This window comes from Leifsonia sp. PS1209 (genome assembly GCF_012317045.1).
In the GTDB taxonomy this organism is placed as follows: domain Bacteria; phylum Actinomycetota; class Actinomycetes; order Actinomycetales; family Microbacteriaceae; genus Leifsonia.
Genome location: NZ_CP051154.1, coordinates 522,441 through 540,267 on the forward strand (window position 1 = coordinate 522,441; position 17,827 = coordinate 540,267).

At 70.1% G+C, this 17,827-nt stretch carries 15 protein-coding genes; 12 read left to right on the top strand and 3 right to left on the bottom strand.

Annotation, left to right across the window (positions count from 1 at the left end):
- The first annotated feature begins 4 nt into the window (after window positions 1–4).
- Genes HF024_RS02625 through HF024_RS02635 form a run of 3 tightly spaced genes read left to right on the top strand, consistent with a single transcriptional unit; the run spans window position 5 to window position 3,704 of the window.
- A complete protein-coding gene (locus HF024_RS02625; RefSeq protein ID WP_247597269.1) occupies window positions 5–985 on the top strand; it encodes a sugar ABC transporter permease in 981 nt (326 codons plus the stop codon).
- Complete coding sequence (locus HF024_RS02630; RefSeq protein ID WP_168688540.1) at window positions 982–1,848, top strand: carbohydrate ABC transporter permease; 867 nt, start codon at window positions 982–984, stop codon at window positions 1,846–1,848. Before HF024_RS02625 ends, HF024_RS02630 begins: the two co-directional genes overlap by 4 nt.
- Window positions 1,845–3,704, top strand: a complete 1,860-nt coding sequence (locus HF024_RS02635) for a glycogen debranching protein (RefSeq protein WP_168688541.1) — start codon at window positions 1,845–1,847, stop codon at window positions 3,702–3,704. The genes HF024_RS02630 and HF024_RS02635 overlap by 4 nt, the downstream gene beginning before the upstream one ends.
- 20 nt (window positions 3,705–3,724) lie before the next feature.
- On the opposite strand, the gene HF024_RS02640 is transcribed toward HF024_RS02635, so the two are convergent.
- Window positions 3,725–4,381, bottom strand: coding sequence for a GntR family transcriptional regulator (locus HF024_RS02640; RefSeq protein ID WP_247597270.1), 657 nt, complete (start codon window positions 4,379–4,381; stop codon window positions 3,725–3,727).
- 195 nt (window positions 4,382–4,576) lie between these two features.
- On the opposite strand from HF024_RS02640, the gene HF024_RS02645 reads away from it, so the two are divergent.
- From HF024_RS02645 to HF024_RS20015, 8 genes are all read left to right on the top strand, one after another.
- Complete coding sequence (locus HF024_RS02645; RefSeq protein ID WP_247597271.1) at window positions 4,577–6,631, top strand: beta-galactosidase; 2,055 nt, start codon at window positions 4,577–4,579, stop codon at window positions 6,629–6,631.
- A gap of 44 nt (window positions 6,632–6,675) precedes the next feature.
- Window positions 6,676–8,082 (top strand): aminomethyl-transferring glycine dehydrogenase subunit GcvPA, encoded by a 1,407-nt coding sequence (gcvPA, locus tag HF024_RS02650; RefSeq protein ID WP_168688542.1) that lies wholly within the window; start codon window positions 6,676–6,678, stop codon window positions 8,080–8,082.
- Window positions 8,079–9,761 (top strand): aminomethyl-transferring glycine dehydrogenase subunit GcvPB, encoded by a 1,683-nt coding sequence (gene gcvPB / locus HF024_RS02655; protein WP_168688543.1) that lies wholly within the window; start codon window positions 8,079–8,081, stop codon window positions 9,759–9,761. Before gcvPA ends, gcvPB begins: the two co-directional genes overlap by 4 nt.
- On the top strand, window positions 9,762–11,000 hold the full coding sequence (locus tag HF024_RS02660; RefSeq protein WP_168688544.1) for an NAD(+)/NADH kinase: 1,239 nt from the start codon (window positions 9,762–9,764) through the stop codon (window positions 10,998–11,000).
- The gene (locus HF024_RS02665; protein ID WP_168688545.1) at window positions 10,991–11,749 is read left to right on the top strand and encodes an SDR family oxidoreductase; all 759 of its coding nucleotides are present in this window, start codon (window positions 10,991–10,993) and stop codon (window positions 11,747–11,749) included. The genes HF024_RS02660 and HF024_RS02665 overlap by 10 nt, the downstream gene beginning before the upstream one ends.
- 128 nt (window positions 11,750–11,877) lie before the next feature.
- On the top strand, window positions 11,878–13,608 hold the full coding sequence (locus HF024_RS02670; RefSeq protein WP_168688546.1) for an ABC transporter ATP-binding protein: 1,731 nt from the start codon (window positions 11,878–11,880) through the stop codon (window positions 13,606–13,608).
- 1 nt (window position 13,609) lies between these two features.
- Window positions 13,610–15,751 (top strand): ABC transporter ATP-binding protein, encoded by a 2,142-nt coding sequence (locus HF024_RS02675; RefSeq protein ID WP_168688547.1) that lies wholly within the window; start codon window positions 13,610–13,612, stop codon window positions 15,749–15,751.
- Window positions 15,752–15,802: 51 nt separating this feature from the next.
- Window positions 15,803–16,525: a DUF805 domain-containing protein gene (locus HF024_RS20015; RefSeq protein WP_348770477.1), complete on the top strand. Its 723-nt coding sequence runs from the start codon at window positions 15,803–15,805 to the stop codon at window positions 16,523–16,525.
- Between the two features lie 73 nt (window positions 16,526–16,598).
- On the opposite strand, the gene HF024_RS02685 is transcribed toward HF024_RS20015, so the two are convergent.
- Window positions 16,599–16,880: a Fe-S cluster assembly protein HesB gene (locus HF024_RS02685; RefSeq protein WP_085368791.1), complete on the bottom strand. Its 282-nt coding sequence runs from the start codon at window positions 16,878–16,880 to the stop codon at window positions 16,599–16,601.
- A 123-nt stretch (window positions 16,881–17,003) separates the two neighbouring features.
- On the opposite strand from HF024_RS02685, the gene HF024_RS02690 reads away from it, so the two are divergent.
- Window positions 17,004–17,228: a hypothetical protein gene (locus HF024_RS02690; protein ID WP_168688549.1), complete on the top strand. Its 225-nt coding sequence runs from the start codon at window positions 17,004–17,006 to the stop codon at window positions 17,226–17,228.
- A gap of 28 nt (window positions 17,229–17,256) precedes the next feature.
- Here HF024_RS02690 and HF024_RS02695 read toward each other — a convergent pair whose 3' ends face one another.
- Entirely contained in the window at window positions 17,257–17,802 is a 546-nt protein-coding gene (locus HF024_RS02695) for a type 1 glutamine amidotransferase domain-containing protein (RefSeq protein WP_168688550.1), read from the bottom strand.
- Between the last annotated feature and the right edge of the window lie 25 nt (window positions 17,803–17,827).

A 17,827-nucleotide genomic window follows, 5' to 3' on the forward strand; every position in this document is an offset into this window, starting at 1 on the left:
ACGCGTGAGTGCAATCCGAGGGTCGCTGACCGAAGCCCCCGACCAGGCGGCGACGGCGAAACCCGCAGGCACCGCGCCGGGCGGACTCCGAGGGGAGTCCGCCTGGCGGCGGCGCGACCGGCGCTGGGGCTATGTGTTCGTCGGCCCGCAGCTGATCGGCATGGCACTGTTCGTCGTGCTGCCGTTCGCGGCGAGCCTGGTGCTCGCCTTCGCCCAGTGGGACGGTCTCAACGACCTCAGCTGGGTGGGCTTCGACAACTTCCGCAACCAGCTCTCCGACCCGCTGTTCGGCAGGGCCATCCTCAACACCCTGCTGATCGCCGTGATCACGGTTCCGGTCGGCCTCGGCCTCGCCGTCGTGATCGCGGTGGCGCTGGAGAAGCTGAAGACGAAGACGCTGTACCTGATCCTGTTCTTCGCGCCTGTGGTCACCTCGTCGGTGGCGGTTGCGATGATCTGGCAGCAGCTGTTCCGCAAAGACGGCGTGATCAGCGGCTTCATCGCCAGCGTCTTCCACGTGCCCGCCCCGGACTGGCTGGGCGATCCGCACCTCGCGCTCATCGCGGTCTGCATCGTCTCCATCTGGTCGTCGCTCGGCCTCAACGTGATCATCTTCCTGGCCGGCCTGCAGAACATCTCTCCCGCCGTGATCGAGGCGGCGCGCATCGACGGGGCGGGGGCGCTGACGCTGTTCTTCCGCATCCGGATGCCGTTGCTGTCGCCGATCATGTTCTTCTCGTCGGTGATCGCGTTCATCAGTTCGCTGCAGACGTTCGACACTGTGTTCATCCTCACGGCGAACGCCGGCCCGGACAACGCGACCCGCACGATCGTCTACCACATCTACGATCTCGGCTTCGGGAAGTTCCAGTTCGGTCCGGCCAGCGCTGCGTCGGTGATCCTGCTGCTGATCACGCTCGTCATCACAGGCATCCAGTTCACGGCGCAGAAGAAGTTCGTCCACTACGAGGATGGTGCAGCATGACCGCCGTATCCGGGTCAGCCCGCGAGGGCCGCGCAGGCTCCCGCGTCCGCAAGACGCTCCTCCATGTGGTGCTCGCCATCGGCGGCATCGCGATGGTGTTCCCGTTCATCTGGATGCTCATCACCTCGTTCAAGACGCTGCCCCAGCTCCTGAACGACCCGCTCAGCTTCCTCCCCACCCCGTTCACGTTCCAGAACTACGTGGATGCGTGGAACGACGCCCCGTTCGCGCAGGCGTACGTCAACAGCATTTACATCGCCGTGCTGGTCGTCATCGGCACGCTCATCACCGCCGCCATGGCCGGGTACGCGTTCGCGCGCATCCGGTTCCGCGGCAGCCGCGTGCTGTTCGTGGTGTTCCTGGCGACGCAGATGATCCCGATGCAGGTCACGCTCATCCCGTTCTACTTCCTGATGGCGAAGCTGGGCTGGGTGGACTCGCACCTGTCGCTGATCATCCCCGCCGCCCTGGCGAACCCGTTCGCGGTGTTCCTGATGCGCCAGTTCGTGCTGTCGCTGCCGAAGGAGCTGGAGGAGGCCGCGCTGGTCGACGGCGCAGGACGGTGGCGCATCTTCTGGAGCATCATCCTCCCGAACCTGCGCCCGGGCCTCGGAGCGCTCGCGATCATCGTGGCGCTCAGCACCTGGAACAACTTCCTGCTTCCCCTGGTGCTGCTGAACAGTCAGGATCTCTTCACGGTTCCGCTGCTGCTGCAGAGCTTCCGCGGCCAGTTCGGCTCGATCAACTATGGGCTCATCATGGCGGCGTCGGCTGTGGCGACCATCCCGATGCTGATCGCGTTCGTCATCGGCCAGCGTCGCATCCTGAACAGCATGGCGGCGTCCGGACTGGGCGGCCGATGAGCGCGGCGGCGACGACGCGGGATGCGCGGGGCGCGGCGGCACAGGATGCGGCGGCGCTGGATGCTGCGGCACAGGATGCGGCCGACCGTGCCGCTCGGTTCCTCGACCTGGAGAACGCGCCGTTCACTCTGCCGGGGTCGCGCATCCTGGTGCAGCGGACGGACGGCGGCGTGACCGTGCGGCTGGCCGAGTACGAGCGCAGGCTCGACGACTGCGTCGTGGTGCGGGCGCTGCGGGTGTTCGGTGCGGACGGGCGCGTCGCGGAGATCGCGGACGTGCGCCCGGAGAGCATCGCGTTCGACGGGGGAGCGACCCTGACCTTCGACGGCCAGCGGGCGCTGAGCCTCGGCGGCGGCTCGCGGTGGACGGTCGAGCTGACCGTGCCGGGCGCGGTCGGTGCGCTCGACGCCGCTCAGGCAGGCGACGCATCCGGTGCCTGGGCGCCCGGGCTGCCGCCGGCCGGCGAGGCGTCCTGGACGGCGACCGGCGCGGACGACCTGCTGATGCGGGAGGTGGGCGGGGACACCGTCGTGCGGCTCTCGTTCCCCGGCGGAGACGGCTCGCAACTGCGGATCGCACTGGGCGCATCCACGGCGGAGAACGCGGAGGCTTCGCACGCTTCGGGTGCCCCGCACGCCTCCGCCCTCGCAGCCACCACATCCGTCTGGGCGGACTGGTTCGCCCGCACACCGCGGGTGCGTGCCGACCTCGCCGACCTCACGGCGTTCTGCTGGTGGGTGCTCGGCGCCAACATCGTCACCCTGCCCGGTCGCGGCGACGCGCGCGCCGTCGTCCCGTCGAAGATCGGCTACGTCGGCCTCTGGCAGTGGGACGCGTACTTCATCGCGGCCGGCCTCCGCCACGGCGCCCCGGAGCTCGCACGCGAGCAGCTCGCCCTCGCGTTCGGCTTCCCGACACCGGACGGCCAGCTGCCCGACGTCGTTCACGACGACGGCGTGCTGGCGTCGAGCGACGACCTCCCGCCCGGCGACAGGGACACGCTGCGTCGCGCAGGCTCCTCCATCGCCGACCCGTCGGCGCCGATCCCGCTCACCAAGCCGCCGCTCGCGGCCTGGGCGCTGCGCTCGCTCGAAGGCCTGATCGACGACCCCGCCTGGTTCGACGAGGCGTGGGAGACGGTCGCGCGCAGCCAGGAGTGGTGGTTCGCGCATTCCGACCTCGACGGAGACGGGATGCCCGAGTACGGCCACCCGTACTCCTCCGGCCTCGACGACAGCCCAGTGTTCGACGGAGAGCTTCCCGTCGCGTCACCGGACCTCGCGGCGTACCTGATCCTGCAGGACGACCTGCTCGCATCCCGGGCCAGATCGGTGGGGGACACTGCGGCAGCCGAGCGCCACGCCGCACGAGCCGAGCGCACCCTCGCGCTGCTCGAGGCGATGTGGGACGACGCCGCCGGGTTCTTCCGCTCCCGCGGAGCGGGCACACCGCTCTCCGCGGAGACCGCCGTCAGCCTGCTCCCGCTGCTCACCGGCCGCCTGCCCGGGCGCATCGTGTCCAGGATGCTCGAAGCTCTCGACGACCCGGACCGGTTCGCGACGCCGTGGGCGATCCCCACGGTCGCCGCCAGGGATGCCGACTTCTCCGCAGAGCGGATGTGGCGCGGCCCGGTATGGGTCAACATCAACGCCCTCATCGCCGAGGGGCTGGCCGTCTCCGGCCACGCGGACCGCTCCCGCGAGCTGGTCGAGGCGACGCTGCGCCTGGTGCAGCACGCCGGTGGACCGCACGAGTACTTCAACCCGCTCATCGGAAGGAGGGCCAAGACGGCGACGACGTCGTTCGGCTGGTCGGCCGCGCTGTGCGTCGACCTCGCGGTGCGCGCTTCGGGCTGACGGCCGGATCGCCCCGCCGGTCAGCCCAGCCGCTCCCACGAGATGCCCGCGTCCGCGAGCAGACGGCGCATCCCATTGGTCCAGTTGGCGGCCAGCGCCTCTTTCGCCGCCGGCAGGTCGCCGGCGACCAAGTAGCGCGCGATGTCTGCGTGTTCGATCGCGCTGCGTTCGACCATCACGTCGTCGGACACCAGCAGCGACTCGTAGCGGTGGATGGCGCGGCGCACGCCGGCGATCTCGTCGAGCAGCCGCTGGTTGGGGCAGGCGCTCAGCATCAGGTTGTGCCACTCGTCGTCGCGGCGGTTGACCAGCGCGTGCTGCGCGACGTCGTCGTTGAACTCGGCGGCGAGGGCGGCGAGCTGTGTGCCGATTCCGGCCAGCTCGTCGGCCGGGCTGAGGTCGAGCGCGAGGCTTTCCAGCGCCACGATGATGGGGCACAGTTCTTCGAACTCCCGGGCGCTCAGCGGCACGAACCGGAAGCCTTTGCCGTTCTCCGACTCGATCTGCCCTTCGCTTTCGAGCGCGATCAGGGCCTCCCGCAGCGGCGTGCGCGACACGCCGAGCTCGGCGGCGAGCTGCACCTCGTTGATGCTCTCGCCGGGGCGCACGTCGCCGGCGCGCATTCTCGCGATGAGTTCTTCGCGCACCTGGGACCGCAGGTTCTTGCGCTCGATCACTGTGACCTCCTGGTCGGTTCGTGCGTGGCCTCCCGGCCGGCCGGCGTCGCCAGCTTAGGGCTTGACCCACCGCGGGAATCGCTTTAGCGTTACTGTATACAGAATACAGTCGACGGTTGCCCGGTGTAAAGCACCACGCCGTCGCCGCGCCCAGCGCCACCCCAGAACAGCCCCAGCACAGCCGCAAGGAGACCAGTGACGACCACCTCGCCGCGGACCATCCGCCTCGACGCCCTCGCATACGGCGGCGACTACAACCCCGACCAGTGGCCGGAGAGCGTCTGGGCAGAGGATGCACGCCTCATGGCCGAGGCCGGGGTCAACCTGGTCACCCTTCCCGTCTTCTCCTGGCCGCTGCTCGAACCGCGTGAGGGCGAGTACGACTTCGCCGGCCTCGACCGCGTGATCGACCTGCTCTGGGAGCACGGCATCAGCATCGACCTGGCCACAGCGACCGCCACACCTCCCGCCTGGCTGGTCCGCGAGCATCCGGAGGTGCTGCCCTGGAACGCCGACGGCGTCCGGCTCGAGTTCGGCTCGCGGCAGACGTACTGCCCCAGCTCTCCGGTGTTCCGGGATGCGGCCCTCCGCCTCACGCGCACCCTCGCCGAACGCTACGGCGATCATCCGGCACTCGCGCTCTGGCACGTGTCGAACGAGTACGGCGACCACGTCTCCCGCTGCTGGTGCCCGGAGTCAGCTCGCCACTTCCGCCGCTGGCTGCGCGACCGCTACGAGACGATCGACGGCCTCAACGCGGCCTGGGGCACCAGCTGCTGGGGGCAGCACTACCTCGACTTCGACCAGATCGAGCCGCCGCGCACGGCCACCGGCCCGATCAACCCTGCCCAGCTCCTCGACTTCGAGCGCTTCTCCTCCGACGCGCTGCTCGAACTCTTCCAGTCCGAGATCGACGTGCTGCGCGAGGTCACCCCCGACATCGCGGTCACCACCAACTTCATGAGCCTGTTCCGCGAGCTCGACTACTGGGACTTCGCGGACGCGGAGGACATCGTCACCGACGACGCCTACCCCGACCCCGCCGATCCGGATGCGCACATCGGCGCCGCCCTCAACTACGGCCTCATGCGTTCCCTCAAAGACGGCCGCCCGTGGCTGCTGCTCGAACAGGCGCCGAGCGCGGTGAGCTGGCGCGAGGTCAACGTGCCGAAGGCGCCGGGTCAGATGCGCGTCGGCAGCATGCAGGCGCTCGCCCACGGCTCGGACGGCGTGCTGTTCTTCCAGTGGCGGCAGGCGAAGTTCGGTCCGGAGAAGTTCCACTCCGCGATGCTCGGCCACCGCCGAGAGCGCAGCCGCACCTTCCAGGAGACCAAGGCGCTCGGGGCCGAACTGAAGAAGCTTGCGCCGATCAAGGGCACCCGCGTGCGCGCATCCATCGCCCTCGTCGCGGACTGGGACTCCTGGTGGGGCGTCAGCGAACCGGAGTCCCTGCCGTCCGTGCGCCTCGACTGGCTGAAGGAGGCGCGGGCCTGGCACGCCGCCGCGTACGCGCTCGGCCAGCCGGTGGATGTCGCCCGCGCCGCCGGTCCGTACGGAGAGCACCGCGTGCTGCTCGTCCCCAACCTCTACGCAACCACCCCCGAGCAGGCGGATGCGCTCTCGGCGTTCGTCGCGGAGGGAGGCCAGCTGGTCGTCGGACCGTTCTCCGGCGTCGTCGACCACAGCGAGCAGGTGCACGACGGAGGCGCCCCCGGCCCGCTGCGCGACCTGCTGGGCGTCGAGGTGGACGAGTGGTGGCCGCTGGCGGACGGGCAGACGGCGTCCGTCGCGTTCGGAGGCGAGCGCCACGGCGTCCGCGTCTGGAGCGAGTGGATCGATGCGGCGGACGGCACAGAGGTGCTCGCCCACTACAGCGACGGCGACCTCGCCGGGCGTCCGGCCGTCACGCGCCGCGCATCCGGTGCCGGCGCCGCCTGGTACCTGAGCGCCGGTCTCGACAGCGACGGGATGCGCGCCGTGCTCTCCGGGGTGTTCGCCGCCGCGGGCGTGCCCGTCCCCGCCTCCACCGAGCGCGACACCGACCTCGAGGTCGTCACCCGCACCGACGGCGTCACCGACTACACGTTCGTCCTCAACCACGGGCGCCGCACGCTCACCGCTCCGCGCATCCCGGGCGGCCGCGACCTCCTCACCGACGCCGACGCCGATGCCGCCGACGGGCTGCGGCTCGGGCCCTTCGGCGTCGCCGTCATCGCCCACCCCACCCGCACAGAACCGGCCGGCGCATGACGCCGCAGCCATCGTCCCCACCCACCACCGACCGCGAGGCCACCATGACCCAACCATTCGTCCACCCGTACGTGCCGAACACGGCGCCGGCATCCCGTCAGGCGATGCTCGACGCCGTCGGCGCGGAGTCCGTCGAGGAGTTCTACGCCGACGTGCCCGCCGACCTGCGCCTGGCCGGCCCGCTCGACCTGCCGGAGCCGCTCGTCGCCGAGCAGGACCTGGTGCGTCACGTCGGCGGCCTGCTGCGCCGCAACCGCGCGGTGGAGCCCGGCCGGCTGTTCCTCGGCGCCGGCACGTACCAGCACGCCGTGCCCGCCGTGGTGGACGAGGTCATCAACCGCAGCGAGTTCCTCACCGCGTACGCCGGAGAGCCGTACGAGGACCACGGCCGGTTCCAGGCGCTGTTCCAGTACCAGTCGCTGATGGGCGAGCTGCTCAACCAGGATGTGGTCAACGTGCCGACGTACGACGGCTTCCAGGCCGCGGCGACCTCTCTCGCGATGGCGGGCCGCATCACCGGCCGCCGCACCGTGCTGCTGGTGAGCGACGCGCATCCGGACAAGCTGTCCAAGGTGCGCGACTACATCGCACCGACCATCGACCTCGTCCTGGTCCCCACCGTCGACGGCGTCGCCGACGTCGCCGCGGCCACCGGGATGCTCGACGACGCGACGGCAGCGATTTGGATCGAGACCCCGAGCTACACCGGAGCACTCGAGACCGCCGTCGCCGAACTCTCCGACGCCGCCCACGCGGTCGGAGCCGTCGTCATCGTCGGCACCGACCCGATCGGTCTCGGCATCCTCACCCCGCCCGCCGATCAGGGCGCGGACATCGTCCACGGCGACATCCAGTCCCTCGGGCTGCACCCCTGGTTCGGCGGAGCGCACGCCGGTTTCATCGCCGTGCACGACGATCCCCGCTTCGTGATGGAGCTGCCGTCGCGCCTGTTCGGCCTCGCCTCCACCGACGTGCCGGGCGAGTACGGCTTCGGCGACGTCGCATACGACCGCACCTCCTTCGCCCTCCGCGAGGAAGGGAAGGAGTGGGTCGGCACCGCCGCAGCGCTCTGGGGCATCGCGGCGGGCGTCTACCTCTCCCTGATGGGCCCGAAGGGCATGGCGGAGGTCGGAGAGACCGTCCTCGCCCGCACGGCGTACGCCTCCCGCGCCCTCGCCGCCCTTCCCGGCGTGGCGCTCGCCGACGGGGCGACGCACTTCCGCGAGTTCGTCATCGACCTCCGGGATGCGGCGCTCACCGCACCGGAACTGGTCGCCGCAGGTCGCGCATCCGGATTCGAGCCAGGCCACGCCATCGACGAGACGCACCTCCTGGTGTGCGTCACAGAGCAGAACACCCAGTCAGACATCGACGACCTCGCCGCCGTGCTCTCCGACGCCCTCGGCGCCGGTGCTGCGGCTGGCGCACAGAAGAAGGAGCAGAGCGCATGAGCCTCCCCATCGCCCCCAAACCGCCCGTGCGGCGTTTCCACCAGGCGCGCTGGGACGAGCCCGTCGTGTTCGAACTGCACACGCCGGGCGAGCGCGGAGTGCTCGTCTCCCGCCCGGAGGCCGGCGTGCGCGAGGCCGTCGGCGACGTCGTCGCGGCGCTTCCCGCATCCCTCCGGCGCAGTGCACCGCCCGCGCTGCCGGAGATCGGGCAGATGCGGGTGCTCAAGCACTACCTGCGCCTCAGCCAGGAGAACCTCGGCGCCGACCTCAACGTCGACGTCGGCCAGGGCACCTGCACCATGAAGTACGCGCCGAAGGTCAACGAGGCGATCATCCGGACCCCCGACCTCACCGAGCTGCACCCGCTGCAGGATCCGGCGAGCGCGCAGGGCATCCTCGAGATCGTCTGGCGCACCGAGCGGATGCTCGCCGAGATCTCGGGAATGAGCCGCGTCTCCCTGCAGACCAGCGGAGGATCGGAGGCGATCTGGGCCAACATCTCGATGATCCGCGCCTACCACGCCTCCCGCGGCGAGGCCGAGCAGCGGGATGAGGTCATCACCACGATCTTCTCCCACCCGTCCAACGCGGCGGCGGCCAAGGCGGCGGGATACCGGGTCATCACCATCCACCCGGATGCGGACGGCTACCCCGACATCGACGCCCTCCGCACCGCGCTCTCCCCGCGCACCGCGGCGATCATGGTCACCAACCCGGAGGACACGGGCATCTACAACCCGCGCATCCGGGAGTGGGTGGAGCTCGCGCACGGTGTCGGCGCGCTCGCCTCGTACGACCAGGCCAACGCCAACGGCATCCTCGGCATCACCCGCGCCCGCGACGCCGGATTCGACGTGTGCCACTTCAACCTGCACAAGACGTTCGGAACGCCGCACGGCTGCGGCGGCCCCGGCTCGGGAGCGAACGCCGTCTCCGAGGCGCTCGCGCCGTTCCTGCCCGGCCCGGTGGTCGAGCGCGTCGGCGACCGCTACGTCCTGGATGCCGACCGGCCGCAGTCGATCGGCTCCGTCGCCCCGTTCTACGGCGTCACCCCGAACATCGTGCGCACGTACGCCTGGATCAGCGCGCTCGGCGCGGAGGGCCTGCGCGCCGTGGCCGAGACGGCGGTGCTGAACAACAACTACCTGATGAAGCGCATCCTCGCGATCCCCGGGGCCAGCGCGCCGTACGCGACCGGCCGCCGCCGCATCGAGCAGGTGCGGTACTCCTGGCAGGAGCTGTTCGAGGAGACGGGCATCAGCTCCGAGGAGATCGGCGTCCGCGCCTCCGACTTCGGCATGCACTACTGGACCAGCCACCACCCGTACATCGTTCCGCAGCCGTTCACGCTCGAACCGACGGAGTCGTACTCGATGGCCGAACTGGACGAGTACGCCAACGTGCTCGCCGAGGTCGCCCGCGAGGCCCGCGAGACGCCGGAGGTGGTGCGCTCGGCGCCGCACAACCAGACCGTGCACCACACCCACCACGACGACCTGGACGACCCGGATCGCTGGGCGGTGACCTGGCGGGCGTACCAGCGGAAGTACGCCGGGGCGGGAGAGGGTGCGTTCGCGCCGTTCTCCGCTCCGTCGTCCGAGGCGGCTGGCGCTGGTCCTGCGACTGGTGCTGCCGCTGGCGCTGCGTCGGCCTCCTCCTCCGACGAGGCTGCTGCGTAGATGTCCTCCCTCCGTCAGCTCCGCCCGGCGATCGGGGTGGTCGTGAACCCCGTCGCCGGGATCGGGGGACCGGCCGGCCTCGTCGGCAGCGACGGCGAGGCGGTGCAGCGCGAGGCCGCCGCGCGCGGTTCGCACGCCCGTGCCGCCGAGCGCGCTGCCGCGGCCCTCGCGGTGCTGGCGGGCGCGCATCCCGGGCTGGAGGTGCTGACGGCGTCCGGGCCGCTCGGCGAGGATGCGGTGCGCGCCGCCGGTCTCCTCCCGCGCGTCGTCTACGCTCCGGATGCGCGGCGCGGCCAAACGGGCGACGGCCTCGTGGGCGTCGGCCTAGCGGGCGACGGCACCACGGGCGACGACACCGCGCGTGCCGTCGCGGCCTTCGTGGCCGATGGCGCCACCCTCGTGCTGTTCGCGGGTGGAGACGGCACGGCACGGGATGCGGCACGAGGCGCCCCGGCGCACACCGCGCTGCTCGGCATCCCGGCCGGGGTCAAGATGTACTCCGGCTGCTTCGCCGTCGCTCCCGCCGCAGCGGGCGCGATCGCCGCGGAGTGGCTGACCGCCGGCGGCCTGCCGACGCGCGAGGCGGAAGTCCTCGACCTTGACGAGGAGCTCCTGCGCGCCGGCCGGCCGGACCCTCGCCTGTTCGCGCTCGTCCGCGTCCCCGTCGCCCGCGAGCGCACCCAGGCACGCAAAGCGCCCACCCCCACCAGCGAGGCCGACGCCGTCCGCCGGGCAGCGGCGGGCGCCGTCGCCGCCATGCGGCCGGGCGTGCGCTACCTGCTCGGGCCCGGAGGAACGCTCGCCGCGGTGTCGCGCGAACTGGGCGTGCCGGCCACCCCGCTCGGCGTCGACATCGTGCAGGACGGAATGCTCGTCGCACGCGACGTGTCGGAGCAGCAGGCCATCGCATCCATTGCCGGACACCCCGCGCAGGCCGTCGTGACCGTGATCGGCGGCCAGGGCTTCCTCCTCGGGCGCGGCAATCAGCAGCTCTCGCCCGCCGTGCTCGACGCCATCGGCTCCGACCCTCTGCTCGCCGGCCCCCTGATGGTTGTCGCGACCGAACAGAAACTCATCGACCTCGCCGGACGACCGCTCCTGGTCGACACCGGCGACACCAGCCTCGACGCACGCCTCGCCGGTCACCTCCGGGTGACCACCGGTCCGTCGTCGTCGAGCATCTACCCTGTCAGTGCCGCCAGTGCGGCCACCACCGAAGGAGCGCACACATGCGTCTAGCCGACAAGTCCGCCATCGTCACCGGAGGAGCCGGCGGCATCGGTCGCGCCACCTCCCTCGCCTTCGCGGCGGAGGGCGCGCGCGTCGCCGTCGTGGATGTCGCGCCCGGCGCGGCGGAGAAAGTCGCGGAGGAGATCCGCGCGGCGGGAGGCACAGCCATCGCCCTCACAGCAGACGTGTCGAACGAGTCGGACATCGAGCGGGTCGTCGCGGACACCGTCTCCGTGTTCGGGGGCGTCGACGTCGTCTTCAACAACGCGGGCATCATCCGCCGCACCACTGCGGTCGAGACCACGGCCGACGAGTGGGACCGCGTCTTCGGCGTCAACGTCAAAGGCATCTTCCTGATGTGCAAGCACGTCGTGCCCGTCATGGCGGCCAACGGCGGAGGATCCATCGTCAACACCGGCTCCGGATGGGGGCTCAAGGGAGGAGCGCAGGCCATCTCGTACTGCGCATCCAAGGGTGCGGTCGTCAACATGACCCGCGCGCTCGCCATCGACCACGGCCCGCAGGGCATCCGCGTCAACTCGGTGAACCCTGGGGACGTCAACACCGGGATGCTCCGCGACGAGGCCCGCCAGCTCGGCCAGGAGGCCGGGTCGTTCCTCGCGGAAGCCGCCGACCGCCCGCTGCAGCGCATGGGGGAGCCGCAGGAGATCGCCGCTGCCGTCGTGTGGCTCGCCTCCGACGAGTCCTCGTACGTGACCGGTTCCGCGCTCGTCGTGGACGGTGGAGGCATCGCCTAGCGAAGCCTCCGTTCGCGTGCAATAGGAGCGGGAAAAATGCGACGCCGCAAATTTCAGGTGCGGTGTCACGAATGTCGGAGGCTTCTGCCACAATCTTCAGGTACCGAAAGCCACCCCTGGGGGAATCCTTGATCCTGCTCCGTCTTACCCTGCGTCACGCGCGCCCATATGTGTGGGGGATCGTGGGGGTCGTGGTCCTGCAACTGCTGTCCACGATCGCCGCGCTCTACCTGCCCAGTCTCAACGCCCAGATCGTCGACAAGGGCGTCGTCACCGGAGACACCGACTTCATCTGGAACACCGGCATGACGATGCTCGTCGTCTGCCTCGCGCAGGTGCTGACCGCCGTCGGCGGCATCTATTTCGGCGCCAAGGTGTCGATGGCGGTCGGCCGCGACCTGCGTCGTGAGGTCTACCGCAAGGTCGATTCCCTCGACGCCCTCGACGTCGGCCGCTGGGGCACGGCGACGCTCATCACCCGCAACACGAACGACGTGCAGCAGGTGCAGATGCTCGTGCTGATGACGCTCAACTTCATGGTGTCAACGCCGATCATGTGCATCGGCGGCATCATCATGGCCCTGCGCGAAGACATCGGGCTGTCCTGGCTGGTCTGGGTGTCCGTTCCTGTCCTGTTCGTCGTGGTGGGCATCCTGGTCGTGCTCCTGCTTCCGCTGTTCCGCGAGATGCAGGAGCGCATCGACAAGGTCAACGGCGTGCTGCGCGAGCAGATCGTCGGCATCCGCGTCATCCGGGCGTTCGTCCGCGAGCCGTTCGAGTCGGAGCGCTACGCGGAGGCCAACCTGGCACTCACCAAGGTGTCGGTGCGGGTCGGCAACATCTTCGTCCTGATGTTCCCCGTCATCATGGTCATCCTGCACCTCGCGACGGCCGCCGTCCTCTGGTTCGGCGGACAGCGCGTGGATGCCGGTCAGATGCAGGTGGGCTCGCTCACCGCGTTCCTGCAATACCTGCTGATGATCCTCACCGCGGTCATGATGGGCGTGTTCATGGTGATGATGATCCCGCGCGCCGTCGTCTGCGCCGGGCGCATCGACGAGGTGCTGTCGACCGAGGCGTCCGACGCCGGGCGAGCAGGGGATGCGCCGCTGCCGTCCTCCGGCAGGGTCGAGTTCCGGGGTGTCACCTTCGGATACCCCGGTGCGGAAAAGCCGGTGCTGAGCGACATCGACTTCGTCGCCGAGCAGGGCAAGATGACGGCCATCGTCGGATCGACCGGCGCAGGCAAGACCACGCTGGTCAACCTCGTGCCCAACCTCTACACGGCGCAGCAGGGCACCGTCACCATCGGAGGGGTGCGGGTCGACTCGCTCACCAGGGCGCAGCTCGCCGGCGTGCTCGGGCTCGTCCCGCAGCGTCCGTACCTCTTCTCCGGCACGATCGCATCGAACCTCCGGTTCGGCCGGCCCGACGCCACGGACGAGGAGCTGTGGGAGGCGCTCCGCGTCGCCCAGGCCGAAGACTTCGTGCTGGCCAAGGAGGGCGGGCTCGACGCGCGCATCTCCCAGGGCGGCACCAACGTCTCCGGCGGTCAGCGCCAGCGACTCTGCATCGCCAGGGCGCTGGTCTCGCAGCCGCAGGTGTACCTCTTCGACGACTCGTTCTCGGCCCTCGACGTCGCGACGGACGCCCGCCTTCGCGCGGCCCTCGCCGACGCGACGAGAGACGCAGCGGTGATCGTGGTCGCACAGCGCGTGTCGACCATCCGCGAGGCGGACACCATCATCGTCCTCGACGACGGCCGCATCGTCGGTCGCGGAACCCATGACGAACTCCTCGAGACGAGCGAGACCTACCGCGAGATCGTCGAATCGCAGCTGAGCCTGGAGGTGGCCTGAGATGGCACGCAAGCGTGCGGACGACGTCCTCGAACGCGACGACGTCACGGCCCCCGAGGTCGAAGACTACGAGTTCACCCCCACCGAGGCAGACGGCGACATGTTCGGCGGAGCCCCGGCCAAGAAGGCGCAGAACTTCTGGCCGTCTCTGCGCAGGCTGCTCGGCCTGCTCCGTCCGGAGCGCGTGCAGTTCTCGTTCGTGGTCGGGCTCGTCGTCATCTCGGTGATCCTCACCGTCATCGCGCCGAAGATCCTCGGTTCGGCGATGGATGTGATCTACCGCGGCGTGATCGGCAAGGGGCTCCCCGCCGGCCAGTCGCTCGACCAGCAGATCGAGCAGGCACGCGCGGCGGGCAACGACCAGTTCGCCGACATGCTCGCCAAGACCCAACCCATCCCGGGCGTCGGCATCGACTTCGTCGAGCTGAGCCGTCTCATCTTCATCGTGCTCGCCATCTACCTGGTGGCCTCGTTCCTGATGTGGGCGCAGGGCTACGTGCTCAACGCCCTCGTCATGCGCGTCGTCTACCGTCTGCGCGCCGACGTCGAGACCAAGCTCAACAGGCTGCCGCTCAGCTACTTCGACACCCGCCAGCGCGGTGACCTGATGTCGCGCGTCACGAACGACGTCGACAACATCCAGGCCGCGCTGCAGCAGGCGTTCTCGCAGCTGGTCCAGTCGGTGCTCACCGTGCTCGGCATCACGATCATGATGTTCATCGTCTCGTGGCAGCTCGCCCTCATCGCCCTGATCGCGCTGCCGCTGTCCGGCATCATCGCCGGCGTGATCGGCTCGCGCTCGCAGAAGCTGTTCGCGGCGCAGTGGAAGAACACCGGCTCGCTCAACGGTCACATCGAGGAGTCGTACTCCGGGCTCGAGCTGGTCCGCGCCTTCGGCCGCGACGAGGTCATGCTCGCCGAGTTCGACGAGCGCAACGAGAAGCTCTACCGGGCATCCTTCGGCGCGCAGTTCGTGTCCGGCACGATCATGCCGGCGATGACGTTCGTGTCCTACCTGTCCTACGTGCTGATCGCCGTCGTCGGCGGCCTCCGCGTCGCGACAGGGCAGATGACGCTCGGAGACGCGACGGCGTTCATCCAGTACTCGCGCGAGTTCACGCAGCCGATCACCCAGGTGGCCGGCATCGCGAACATGCTGCAGTCCGGTGTCGCCTCCGCGGAGCGCACGTTCGAGTTCCTCGACGCCGACGAGCAAGACCCGGACGACGTCAAGGCGGAGCTCCCGGAGCGCACGGACGGTCACGTCGAGTTCGAGAACGTCTCGTTCAGCTACTCGCCGGCCACGCCGCTCATCGAAGATCTCTCGTTCTCGGTCGAGCCGGGGCACACGGTCGCGATCGTCGGCCCGACCGGCGCGGGCAAGACCACCCTGGTCAACCTCGTGATGCGCTTCTACGAGCTGAACTCCGGCCGCATCCTGCTCGACGGCATCGACATCACCGAACTGGCGAGGGCCGAACTGCGCGAGCAGGTCGGCATGGTGCTGCAGGACGCCTGGCTGTTCGGCGGCACGATCCGCGAGAACATCCGCTACGGCCGCCTCGACGCCACCGACGAGGAGGTGGTCGACGCGGCGAAGGCCACGATGGTCGACCGGTTCGTGCGTCAGCTGCCGGACGGCTACGACACGGTCCTCGACGCGGACGGCGGAAGCGTCTCGGCCGGTGAGCGCCAGCTCATCACCATCGCGCGCGCGTTCATCGCCAACCCGTCCCTGCTCATCCTCGACGAGGCCACCTCCTCCGTCGACACCCGCACCGAGCTGCTGGTGCAGCAGGCGATGGCGGCCCTCCGCACCGACCGCACCTCGTTCGTGATCGCCCACCGCCTGTCCACGATCCGGGATGCGCACACCATCCTGGTCATGGAGAACGGCGCCATCGTGGAGCAGGGCAACCACGAAACCCTCCTCGGCCGCCGCGGCGCGTACTACGACCTCTACATGACGCAGTTCCGTGGCGAAGACGCGGAGGCGGAGGCCGAGCTCCTCGAAGCGGCCGCCGTGCCGCCCGGCGTCGAGTCGGGTGCGTTCGGTGGGGCGGCTGCGGCTGAGTCGGCCGAGACTGTGTCCGTTGAGGCTGTGTCCGATCCGGCAGGGGACGGCAGCACGCCCGCGAGCTAAGCTGTGTGCGTCCGGGGCCGTGGGCGCCCCGGGCGCACAAAGGGGGATGCCGTGAATCCGATCGTTCCGCTCTGGGCGCCGTACTACGGTGCACCGCTCGGTGCCGCATTCGTGCGGTTCTGGAAGAAGTACGCACGCTTCGACGGCCGGGCCAGCCGCAGCGAATACTGGTGGTGGTTCTTCGTCAACGCGATCGTCGGCCTGGTGCTGTACATCCTCTTGCTGGTCCTCGGCCTCTCCGGCGCCACCACCGACGACAGCGGCCGCTCGGTTCCGGGCCCCGGCTTCGCCGTCGGCATCGTCCTGCTCGTCCTCTGGGGTCTGGCCACCATCGTCCCGGGCATCGCGCTGACCGCGCGACGACTCCACGACGTGAACCTGAGCGGCTGGCTGATCCTCCTCGTCCTCATCCCGAGCCTCGGCGGCATCGCCATCTTCGTGATGACGCTCCTCCCGCCGAACCCGGCAGGCGCCCGCTTCGACCGCCCGGACTCCGAGGTCCCCGGCTACGTCCCGGTCGTCCCCGGCGCCGCCCTCCCTCCCCGCGACTACGGCTGGCCCGAGTCCCCGCTTCCCTACGCGAGCCCCGCGGGCGGCCAGCCCCTCTACGCCTCCCCGCAGACCCCGCAGCCCGCCGCGCCGCCGTCCGCGCCGCCGGCACCATCGTCGCCCCAGCCACCTGTCGCACCGCCTGCCGCTCCGCCGACCCAGCCGCCCGCGCCGCCGACGCAGCCGCCCGCGCCGCCAGCCCCACCGGCCCCACCCGCGCCCTGACCGCTACCGCACGCAGAACGGCCCCCGATGCCGGAGCATCGGGGGCCGTTCGTCGCGCGGGGCGTTCGCGTCGTTACGCGAGTGCGCCGATCGCGAAGCTGACTGCGCCCTGGTCGTCCACCTGGGCGTCGAGGATCTTGTCGTCGAGGGCGACCGCGGCGCCCTCTTCGAGGAACAGGCGTGCTCCGCCGGACTCGACCACCTGGTCGGCGGGCTCCGGCGCGGGGGTGACCGCCGCCGCGAAGGACGTGTTCTGAGGGTTGTTGCTGCTGATGCGCAGTCCGGCCTCGTCCTGCGGGGCCTGCTCGGTGAGCGTCTTGACGATCGTGCTGGCGTTCTCTGTCAGGGTGAGCATGGTGCTCTCCTTTCCGTTTGTTTCCAGGAGTCGCCTACGCTCCCGCACCGGCCGCGACCCTGCAAGGGGAATCGCCGTCATTGCCAGGGAACACTCACCTGCGGCCCCCTCTAGGCTCGACCAATGGACTCTCTCATACCGGTCATCTGGTTGTGGCTCGCCATCATGACGGGCGGACTCGCGCAGGCCAAGGGCCGTTCCGGCTGGACCTGGTTCGTGCTCGGCCTCCTGCTCGGCCCGATCGCCGCGACCTGGCTGGTCGCCTGGAAACAGTTCCAGCCGACCACCCCAACCGCTCCCGCGAGCTCCACTCCGCCGTCACCGACCCCGGAGGCCGACCCCTCCTAGCCGTCGCGCAGCAAAGCCGCCCCGCGCGTCAAGCCCCGACGACCGCCACGAATTCACGGTTGAACGCGGGCAGGTCGTCGGGTTTCCGCGACGACACGAGCACGAACGGTCCCTCGTCCAGCACGACCTCCTCGTCCACCCAGCGGGCTCCGGCGTTGCGGTAGTCCGTCTGCAGGCTCGGCCAGCTCGTCAGCGCGCGGTCGGCAACCACCCCTGCTTCGATCAGCACCCACCCGCCGTGGCAGATCACGCCGATCGGTTTGCCGGCCGCAGCGAACGCCGACACCAGAGCCACCGCATCCGGTTGCGTGCGCACGAAGTCGCCGTTCGCCACCCCGCCGGGGAGCATCAGTGCGTCGTAGTCGTCGGCCGTCGCGTCGGCCAGGGTCACGTCGACCGGGAACGTGTCGGCCGGGGTCAGGTGGTTGAACGCCTGCACCTCTCCCGCCTTCTCGGAGACCAGGACCGGCGTTCCGCCTTCGTCGGCGACCGCTTTCCACGGCTCCACGAGCTCTGCCTGTTCGATGCCTTCCTCCGCCACCAGGAACGCGACCTTCTTGCCGTTGAGTGCCATTTTCTCTCCTTCTCTCCCATCCACC

Excerpts from the sequence above, each read along its gene's own strand:
- HF024_RS02630 (WP_168688540.1), top strand. The coding sequence starts at position 982 with ATGACCGCCGTATCCGGGTCAGCCCGCGAGGGCCGCGCAGGCTCCCGC.
- HF024_RS02675 (WP_168688547.1), top strand. The coding sequence starts at position 13,610 with ATGGCACGCAAGCGTGCGGACGACGTCCTCGAACGCGACGACGTCACG.
- gcvPB (WP_168688543.1), top strand. The coding sequence starts at position 8,079 with ATGAGCCTCCCCATCGCCCCCAAACCGCCCGTGCGGCGTTTCCACCAG.
- HF024_RS02685 (WP_085368791.1), bottom strand. The coding sequence starts at position 16,880 with ATGCTCACCCTGACAGAGAACGCCAGCACGATCGTCAAGACGCTCACC.
- HF024_RS02635 (WP_168688541.1), top strand. The coding sequence starts at position 1,845 with ATGAGCGCGGCGGCGACGACGCGGGATGCGCGGGGCGCGGCGGCACAG.
- HF024_RS02660 (WP_168688544.1), top strand. The coding sequence starts at position 9,762 with ATGTCCTCCCTCCGTCAGCTCCGCCCGGCGATCGGGGTGGTCGTGAAC.
- HF024_RS02690 (WP_168688549.1), top strand. The coding sequence starts at position 17,004 with ATGGACTCTCTCATACCGGTCATCTGGTTGTGGCTCGCCATCATGACG.
- gcvPA (WP_168688542.1), top strand. The coding sequence starts at position 6,676 with ATGACCCAACCATTCGTCCACCCGTACGTGCCGAACACGGCGCCGGCA.
- HF024_RS02665 (WP_168688545.1), top strand. The coding sequence starts at position 10,991 with ATGCGTCTAGCCGACAAGTCCGCCATCGTCACCGGAGGAGCCGGCGGC.
- HF024_RS02695 (WP_168688550.1), bottom strand. The coding sequence starts at position 17,802 with ATGGCACTCAACGGCAAGAAGGTCGCGTTCCTGGTGGCGGAGGAAGGC.